At 55.7% G+C, this 7,111-nt stretch carries 6 protein-coding genes; 4 read left to right on the forward strand and 2 right to left on the reverse strand.

Annotated elements, in window-relative coordinates; genetic code table 11:
* Positions 1 to 58 precede the first annotated feature (58 nt).
* Positions 59 to 1,291 carry a multidrug effflux MFS transporter gene (locus ACQY36_RS03130; protein ID WP_428070851.1) on the reverse strand — a complete coding sequence of 411 codons (1,233 nt, stop codon included), beginning with the start codon at positions 1,289 to 1,291 and terminating at the stop codon, positions 59 to 61.
* 275 nt (positions 1,292 to 1,566) lie between these two features.
* On the opposite strand from ACQY36_RS03130, the gene ACQY36_RS03135 reads away from it, so the two are divergent.
* The 4 genes from ACQY36_RS03135 (at position 1,567) to ACQY36_RS03150 (ending at position 5,429) form a co-directional block, all read left to right on the forward strand.
* Positions 1,567 to 1,965 carry a DUF302 domain-containing protein gene (locus tag ACQY36_RS03135; protein ID WP_428055243.1) on the forward strand — a complete coding sequence of 133 codons (399 nt, stop codon included), beginning with the start codon at positions 1,567 to 1,569 and terminating at the stop codon, positions 1,963 to 1,965.
* A 188-nt stretch (positions 1,966 to 2,153) separates the two neighbouring features.
* A complete protein-coding gene (locus tag ACQY36_RS03140; RefSeq protein ID WP_428077672.1) occupies positions 2,154 to 3,047 on the forward strand; it encodes an HAD family hydrolase in 894 nt (297 codons plus the stop codon).
* 141 nt (positions 3,048 to 3,188) lie between these two features.
* Positions 3,189 to 4,133, forward strand: coding sequence for an NAD-dependent epimerase/dehydratase family protein (locus ACQY36_RS03145; RefSeq protein ID WP_428077674.1), 945 nt, complete (start codon positions 3,189 to 3,191; stop codon positions 4,131 to 4,133).
* 81 nt (positions 4,134 to 4,214) lie between these two features.
* Positions 4,215 to 5,429, forward strand: coding sequence for an iron-containing alcohol dehydrogenase (locus ACQY36_RS03150; RefSeq protein ID WP_428070843.1), 1,215 nt, complete (start codon positions 4,215 to 4,217; stop codon positions 5,427 to 5,429).
* A gap of 62 nt (positions 5,430 to 5,491) precedes the next feature.
* Here ACQY36_RS03150 and ACQY36_RS03155 read toward each other — a convergent pair whose 3' ends face one another.
* Positions 5,492 to 6,805 (reverse strand): ATP-dependent DNA helicase, encoded by a 1,314-nt coding sequence (locus ACQY36_RS03155; RefSeq protein WP_428077676.1) that lies wholly within the window; start codon positions 6,803 to 6,805, stop codon positions 5,492 to 5,494.
* Between the last annotated feature and the right edge of the window lie 306 nt (positions 6,806 to 7,111).

A 7,111-nucleotide genomic window follows, 5' to 3' on the forward strand; every position in this document is an offset into this window, starting at 1 on the left:
AAATCTGGTATGCAAAAAAGCTCCCTTTCGGGAGCTTTTTTAGCGGAATAAAAACAGTTTAAACGGCCGCCTCCCCGGCGCATTTGGTGCAGGGTTCGCGGCGGATGGCGATGAGGCCGCAAACGAACGAGCCCGCCGCGCACACGACGAACGCCGTGCCGGTGGAAATCAAAATATCCCCGAGCCCGACCAAGGGGGACACAACGCTGCCGAACAGGAAGCCCGCCGCGCCTAAAAGCGCCGAAGCCGTGCCCGCCTGATCGCGCGCGGCGTCCATCGCAAGCGTGGTGGCCGCGGTAAGCGTCATGCCCACCGTGAAAAGCAGGGCAAACAGCAGTCCTTCAAAAAGGGCTACGCCCGCGCCCGCCGCCATCGCCGCAAGGGAGAGGCCGCTGAAAACCAACATGCCGATGCAGCTGGTTAAAATGCAATTTTCCAGGCGTTTAAATTTAACGGATATTCCCGCCCCGGTGCCGATGGCTACCGCGTTGGCGGCAAAAAACAGGCTGAAGGCAAACGGGCTGAAGCCGTAGTGCTGCTGGATGATAAACGGCGAAGCCGCGATATATCCGAATAAAATGGCCAGTGCAAACGCCATTTGCAATACGCAAAACACGTATTTGCGCTTGCGGAGCACGGTTTTAAACAGGCTGAACGTTTGGGACAGCTTTTCGCGGGAACGCTTGGCGCGGGAAAGCGACTCGTTAAAGTGTACGCAGGCGGCGGTCAGCGCCAGGCCCAGTACAAACAAAATGCCGAATACGCCGCGCCAGCCGGTTACTTTTAACACCGCCCCGCCCAGTACGGGCGCGGCCACCGGGGCAATACCGTTAATCGCGCCGATAATGGCGAGCGCTTTGGCGAGGTTGGCGCCTTTAAATTTATCCGTAGCGATGGAGCGGGAAATCACGATTCCGCCCGCGGCGGCCATGCCCTGCACCAAACGCAGCACGACGAACGTTTGGATGTTCGGCGCAAAAATACACGCCAGCGTGGAAGCCAAAAACAGCCACATGGAAATAAGCAGCGGCGCGCGGCGGCCGTATTTGTCGCTTAGCGGGCCGAACAGAATCTGCCCGGCGGCCAGGCCCAGCATGGAAAACGTCAGCCCCAGCTGTACGGCGGAAGTTCCGGCGTTGAAATAGGATGTCATCGCCGGAAGGCTGGGCAGATACATATCGGTTACGAACGGGCCAAACGCGGTAAGCATACCCAGAAAGACAAATAAAAACAAGGCCGTATTGCGCCTTTTTGCGGAGGATCCCTGCCAGGTTTTTTTGAGGTGTTTCATCTTTAATATTTTATCTTTTTAAGAAGAGAAGTTTCAAATTTACGTCAATTGTCCGGCAGGTGTTTGCGCGTATAAAAAGCGTGCGGCGGCGGTTTGGAAGACGCCCGAAAAAAACGGCAAACTAACCCTTTATTTCGTCCGCCGGGGCGCGGCCGTTAAAGTACAATAAAAAATGTTGGTCTTCATCCGCCCGGGGCGGAAGCCAAGAGAAAGGAGGTAACGTTATGACTGGCACCGGCACAAAAACCCGAGATATTGTTGATAAAGAGTTATATATGGTCCAAAGCTGTTTGGGGGTAGAGGAGACCATCGCTCGCGTGCGCTGTATCCTGCAAGAGAAGATGATCCCCGTATTTTTTGTGTTTGACCATACAAAAGCCGCTTTGGAGATGGGGTTGAAACTCCGCCCGACCGTTACAATTATGTTTGGTTCTCCCGCTATGCGTACGCGTCTTTTGCAGGCCGAACAGCGCCTGGGGATACTCCTGCCGCTTAGAATGCTGGTGTGGGAAGACGCCAAAAAACGCGTGTGGGTCGGTTACGTACGCATCGCCCAGATGGCCAGACGCTACGGCGTTAAGAATCTGCCGGAAATTGCGTATCTGGAACATATGATGGAAAACATTTCCCACCGCGCCTGCCATCCCGCTAAGAAAAAAAGCAATAGGTGCTGAGTTTATACCGTCCGCTTTCAGCGTCTCCGGCCGCGGCCGGGGACGCTTTATGCGGCTTGCCGGGTATCCTCAGAAACGAGTAAAATATAAATATGAATCGTTTACACCGTTTTCGGCCGTTCTTAGCTGTATGTTTCTGTTTATTTTTTTACTCTCCCGTATCTGCGCAAAAGCAGTTGCTGCCCGCTGTGCGCGCGCTTAGCAAAGAAGCCGCCCAAACGCTTTCCAACCGCTGGGTAGGCGGGGTGCCCGGTCTTGGCGTGCGTCCCGCCGGCGTGTGGAAGAGCCCTCAGTCCGTACGCTACCCGCTGCCTTCTGTTTCTTCCGCTTTTTCGGCCGTGCCGTCCGTTTCTTCCGCCGTGCCGATAGTGCCGGATTTGTCGCGCCTGGTAATTGCGCCCCCGCCGCGTATGCCGGTGTTCCCCGGTAAAAAAACGGTGGACGCCGTTATTTTTGATTTGGACGGTACGCTGCTGGATTCGCTTTCGGCGTGGGAGCATTCCGGTTCCAACTTTTTGCGTACGCAGGGCATTACGCCGCCGGAAGGGCTGGACGAGGAGCTGGTTAAACTGTCGCTTATGGACGGCGCACGCCTGGTGAAAGAACGCTTTAACCTGCCGCAGACGCCGGAAGAAATCCTGCGGCTTACCTTGCAGCCCATCCGCGAGCGGTATTATCGCGACCTGGAACCCAAACCCGGGGTGCCCGAACTGCTGCGTTTTTTAAAAGCCCAGGGCGTTAAATTGTGCGTGGCGACGGCTTCGGACCGGGAGCTGGCGCAGGCGGCTCTGGAGCGGACGGGGCTTATGGAACTGTTTGATTTTATTATTACGTGCGACGAAGTGGGCGCGGGCAAGCGCAGCCCCGCCGTGTATGAGGCCGCGTTAAAACGCCTGGGGACGGACAAGTCCCGCACGCTGGTGGCCGAAGACGCGCTGTACGCGCTTCAAACCGCTAAAAAAGCCGGCTTTTTAACGGCGGGCATATCGGACGCGCACGCCGCGGCGGACCAGCCTGTCCTGCGCCGCCTGGCGGATTATTATATTCCCTCTTTCACAGCGTGCCGTATTGAAGGCCGCTGAGCTTTTCCTTTCCGCATTCCCGCCGGTTTTTTTACCGGCGGGATTTTTTTATCTCACGCGCCGCGGGTTCTCCGGTTCCGGCGGTGCGCCAAAAAAGTTATAATAAAACATAATTTTATTTTAATTACCGGGGTGGGGCGCGTGCGTGCAAACGTTAAACATTGGGTGGTTACGGGCGGGGCCGGGTTTATCGGCTCGCACATTGTAAAAGAACTCGTTTCTTTGGGCCAGCGCGTAACCGTGGTGGATAATTTTTCGTCCGGCGCTGCGTCTAACCTGGCAGATGTAAAAAAACACATCCGTCTGGTGGAGGGGGACGTGCGCGAACTGCCGGCCTTGTTACAAGCGTTTAAAGGGGCGGATTATGTGTTGCACCACGCCGCGCTGGTGTCCGTGCCGCGTTCGGTGGAGGAGCCGCTGGATACCTGGCGGATTAACGTAACGGGCACCGCCAACGTGCTGGAAGCCGCCCGGCGTACGGGTGTAAAGCGCGTGGTGTTCGCTTCTTCGTGCAGTGTATACGGCACGTCTTCCAAGCCGTGCAAAGAAACTAACCCCAAAAAACCCGGCTCTCCGTATGCGCTTTCCAAACAAATCGGCGAAGAACTCTGCCGCTTTTATACCGCCGTTTACGGATTGGAAACCGTTTGTTTGTGTTATTTTAACGTGTACGGCCCGGGCCAGAACCCGCATGCGCCGTATTCGGCCGTCATCGCCAAATTTTTAGATCTCGCCCGCCGGGGCGAGACATTAAGCGTGGAGTGGGACGGCCGCCAAAGCCGCGATTTTATCGCGGTGGAGGACGTGGCCCGCGCCAATGTGCTGGCCGCCCGGAAAGGCAAACCCGGCGAGACGTACAACGTAGCCTTTGGCGGGAGCCATTCCCTGCTTGCGCTCATCCGGCTGATTGAACGGATTTCGGGTAAAAAACTGGCCCGCGTTTTTAAGCCCAAACGCGCGGGAGACGTGCGCACCTCTTCGGCGGATATTTCCAAATTCAAACGCCTGGGTTTTACGCCCCGCGTGGCGTTAAAAGACGGTCTGCTCCGCCTGTGGCAAACCGCCGCTTCCCTTCCTAAAAACTAGCCCTTTTGAAGGTGTTTCCCGCGTCCTTGCAATATGGTATATTTAAAGAGATGGAAGTACCATATTAAAGGAGGGGAATTTATGTGGGAAAAAGACATTAATATTAACGAAGTACGCGAGATCCGCAGCCGCACGCTGGTTTATTTCGGCGTGGGCGCGATTGCGAAAATCTCGGATATTTGCAAAGATTTAAAAGCCCGGGGGATCAGTAAACTTATCGTGATGACGGGCCGCGGCGCCTACAAAAAAACGGGCGCGTGGGACCACGTTACCAAAGCGTTTGCGGAGAACGGCATTACCTACGTCCATTACGACCAGGTAACCCCGAACCCGAATACGCACCACGTCAACGAAGCCGCCAAAATGGCCGCCGATTTCGGCGCGCAGGCGATGCTGGCCATTGGCGGCGGTTCCGCCATTGACGCGGGCAAAAGCGTGGCTATTTTGATGAAAAATCCGGGCAAGACGGCCGAAGAACTCTACGAGTTCCAGTTTACGCCGACCGAAGCCGCGCCCATCATCGCCATCAACCTGACGCACGGCACCGGCTCCGAAGCCAACCGCTTTGCCGTGGTGAGCATTGAAGAAAAGAACTTCAAACCCGCCATCGCGTACGACTGCATCTATCCGCTCTACTCCATTGACGACCCGGCCCTGATGACGGGCTTGGCCGAAAACCAGACCCGCTACGTATCCATTGACGCGGTGAACCACGTGGTGGAAGCCTCCACCACCAAGGCCACCTCGCCTTATGCGATTGATTTGGCTATTTCCGTCGTAAAGCTGGTGGCGGAATACCTGCCCGTAGCGCTGAAAGACCCGAACAATCTGGAAGCGCGCTACTTCCTGGCTTATGCGGCGTTGATTGCCGGCATCAGCTTTGACAACGGCCTCCTGCACTACACGCACGCCCTGGAGCATCCGCTTTCCGGCGTGAACCCGAACCTGACGCACGGCTTGGGCCTGGCGATGCTGCTGCCCGCCGTTATCAAGAACATCTATGCCGCCAAACCGGCTACGCTGGCCGATGTGCTGGCTCCCATCGTGCCCGGCCTGACCGGCTGCCCCTGCGAAGCCGACAAAGTGGCCCAGGGCGTGGAAAAATGGCTGTTCTCCGTGGGTTCTACGCATAAACTGGAAGACGAAGGCTTCAAAGCCGAAGACGTGGACAAGCTGGTTGACCTGGCTTTCAACACGCCGTCTTTGGGCGGACTGTTGGGCATTGCTCCGACGGAAGCCACCAAAGAATCGGTCCGCGCGATTTATACCGAATCGCTCAAACCGTACAATAAATAAGTATTTGGAAGGGAAAAAGCCCCGGTCTTTCGGCCGGGGCTTTTGGTTTGTAAAAAGGGATATTATTTTAAAATGCGGTTTCCGCGCACATATTCAAAAAATTGTTTGACGCGCGCGTCGCACAGAACGTCTTTGACGGAAATGTCCTTTTTTAAGTGCACGCCGGCCAGCGTGCGGCAGCGGCTGAGGGCGACATACGTCTGCCCCGGCGCAAACGCGCCGCGCCCGATGTCCAGGTAAATGCTGTCAAACGTCAGCCCCTGGGATTTGTGGATGGTAATCGCCCAGGCCAGTTTTAACGGATATTGTTTGAAAAACCCTTTCACTTTGGGCTGGAGTTTTTGCGAAAGCGCGTTAAATTCGTAGCGTACGTCTTCCCACACGTGCGGTTCCACCTGGTACACGCAGCCGTTCAGCTCCACCTTAATAAAATCCGGCCCCAAATCGTAGACGGTGCCGATATCGCCGTTTACCCAGTTGTCGTCATTTACCAGCATCATAATTTTGGCGCCTTTTTTTAGGCGAAGCACCTGTTCTGCGGGCGTGGTTTTGTTCCGGAAAGATTCGTCCGCCGTGGCGGTGTAAGTAAATTCCCGCCCCGGCAGCATGGACAGGTAGTGTACGTTGCGCCAGGCCGCGTCGCGGTTGGTGGGCGCGAGGATGATGCTCCCGTCAAATTTTTCCGGCAGTTCAAAGGTTTTGCGGGTGTTTAACAGGGCGTCCAGCTCGGGCTGGGTTACCCGCCCTTCGCGGATGAGGTTTAAAAGGCGTGCGAAATCCGGGTCGGCTTTCTGGCGGAAAATGCGCCGCAGTTCAAACACCTCGGTCGGCAGGCGGCGCAGCACGTGGGCTTCAAAAAAATACGGGCTGGGGTAAACCTCGCGGAAATAGTCAAACAGTCCGCCGGAAGCCTGTTCCTCCACGGGCGGCAGCTGGAATAAATCGCCGAACAGCACAATTTTTTTCCCGCCGAACGGTTCCTGCGAGTGGGTGGAAATTTGCAGGATATGGTCTATGGCGTCCAGCAAATCGGCGCGGAGCATGGAGGCTTCGTCAATGATGATGGTGTCCACCGCGTCCACGGTTTTGCGCGGCAGGCGTTTTAGATTGGCTTTATCCAGCAGGTTGCCGGGTTTTAAGTGAAAAAACGAATGAACGGTTTGCCCGCGCACATTGATGGCCGCCAGCCCCGTGGTGGCCAGCACCACGGTGTTTTGTGCGGAATGCCGGGCGAAATACCGAAGAAGCGTGGTCTTGCCCGTGCCGGCGCGCCCCGTGATAAAAATGAGGGGTTTGACGGGCGGCTGGGATTCCAAGAGGGTTAACGCGTCTTTGAATTCGTCGGTCAGGATGATTTCCGGTTTGCTTGCGGACATACTTTATTATAGCAATTAAACACTCCGGGGCTTTGCTTACGTTATTTGGCAATATTGTTTAAACAGTGTGGCTCAATTAGTCGGATATATCCGCATAGAGAACCGTCCCCTGGAAGGGGGCCTTGCAGGCCTGGAAAGTCGTTTTGCCGTTTTATGCAGATCTTAGCCCTGTTGTTGCCGTTGTGGTTCCGGCCATAGCCCGTCTATAAAATCCGTTTTACGCGGGAGAAGCGTTTTATTTGTTTGAGCGATAGCGAGTTGTAAAACGCGCCGCGTAAAACTGGATTTTATGGGCATTGGCCGGCA

This window comes from Candidatus Avelusimicrobium alvi, from assembly GCF_958451995.1.
Taxonomy (GTDB): Bacteria; Elusimicrobiota; Elusimicrobia; order Elusimicrobiales; family Elusimicrobiaceae; genus Avelusimicrobium; species Avelusimicrobium alvi.

Excerpts from the sequence above, each read along its gene's own strand:
- ACQY36_RS03130 (WP_428070851.1), bottom strand. The coding sequence starts at position 1,291 with ATGAAACACCTCAAAAAAACCTGGCAGGGATCCTCCGCAAAAAGGCGC.
- ACQY36_RS03135 (WP_428055243.1), top strand. The coding sequence starts at position 1,567 with ATGGTCCAAAGCTGTTTGGGGGTAGAGGAGACCATCGCTCGCGTGCGC.
- ACQY36_RS03150 (WP_428070843.1), top strand. The coding sequence starts at position 4,215 with ATGTGGGAAAAAGACATTAATATTAACGAAGTACGCGAGATCCGCAGC.
- ACQY36_RS03155 (WP_428077676.1), bottom strand. The coding sequence starts at position 6,805 with ATGTCCGCAAGCAAACCGGAAATCATCCTGACCGACGAATTCAAAGAC.